The following is a 687-nucleotide window of genomic DNA, read 5'->3' as shown; positions in this document are numbered from 1 at the left end:
CAGGACGATGGGGATGACGGAGCCGTCGCAGCACAGCCGCCGCACGGTCTCCGGGGCCAGGTGGGTGCCGGCGTCCAACCCGCCCAGGGTGGTGGCCGCCCCGAGCCCGTCGCGCAAGGACTCCCAGTCCATGGTGAGCAGCAGGGTCGTCTTGTTCGTCTTGCCCACCTCCTCGCCGGCCGCCACCGCCCGCCGCACCAACCTCACCAAGGCGTCGCCGCGCCTGCGGTCGCTGGAGCGCAGGTCACGCTCGCCGTCGACCGGCTTCGGCGCCGACAGCGGCCCGAGCGCGGCCTCCAACACCGCCTTGCCCTCGACGTCGAGGGTCAGCCGGTACTCGAACGTGCCGGCCCCGGTGTCCCGCGGCTGGGACAGCGAGATGAACGCCTTGCCCAGGTTCTGCTGGTCCTGCAGGACGCCCTCGGCGCCGTACCGGGCGAGGATGAACGGCCGCACCTTCCGGCAGGCACGCGGCCCGCCGTCGACGGCGAGGTCGATGAGCGTGGACAGGGCCGGTTCCTGCGCCAGCTCCCCGAGCATCGGCCGGAGCTTCTCGTACTCGCTCACGACGGCCGCGGCTGAGCCCACCGGCAACCGACCGGATTCGACGGCCTCCTTCACCGGAGCGTTGACCTGCTTCTGGAAGGCCTGCGCCACGGCCACGATGGTCCCGGCCCCGCCGGCCCT

The 687-nt window shown here is 73.1% G+C and carries 1 protein-coding gene; it reads right to left on the bottom strand.

Annotated elements, in window-relative coordinates; all coding sequences use genetic code 11:
- On the bottom strand, positions 1-687 hold a 687-nt coding region (locus P0Y31_RS18570), incomplete at both ends, for a DUF222 domain-containing protein (RefSeq protein WP_275872156.1).

The organism is Knoellia sp. 3-2P3, assembly GCF_029223115.1.
In the GTDB taxonomy this organism is placed as follows: domain Bacteria; phylum Actinomycetota; class Actinomycetes; order Actinomycetales; family Dermatophilaceae; genus Pedococcus_A.
This window is presented reverse-complemented; position numbering and strand designations above follow the sequence as displayed.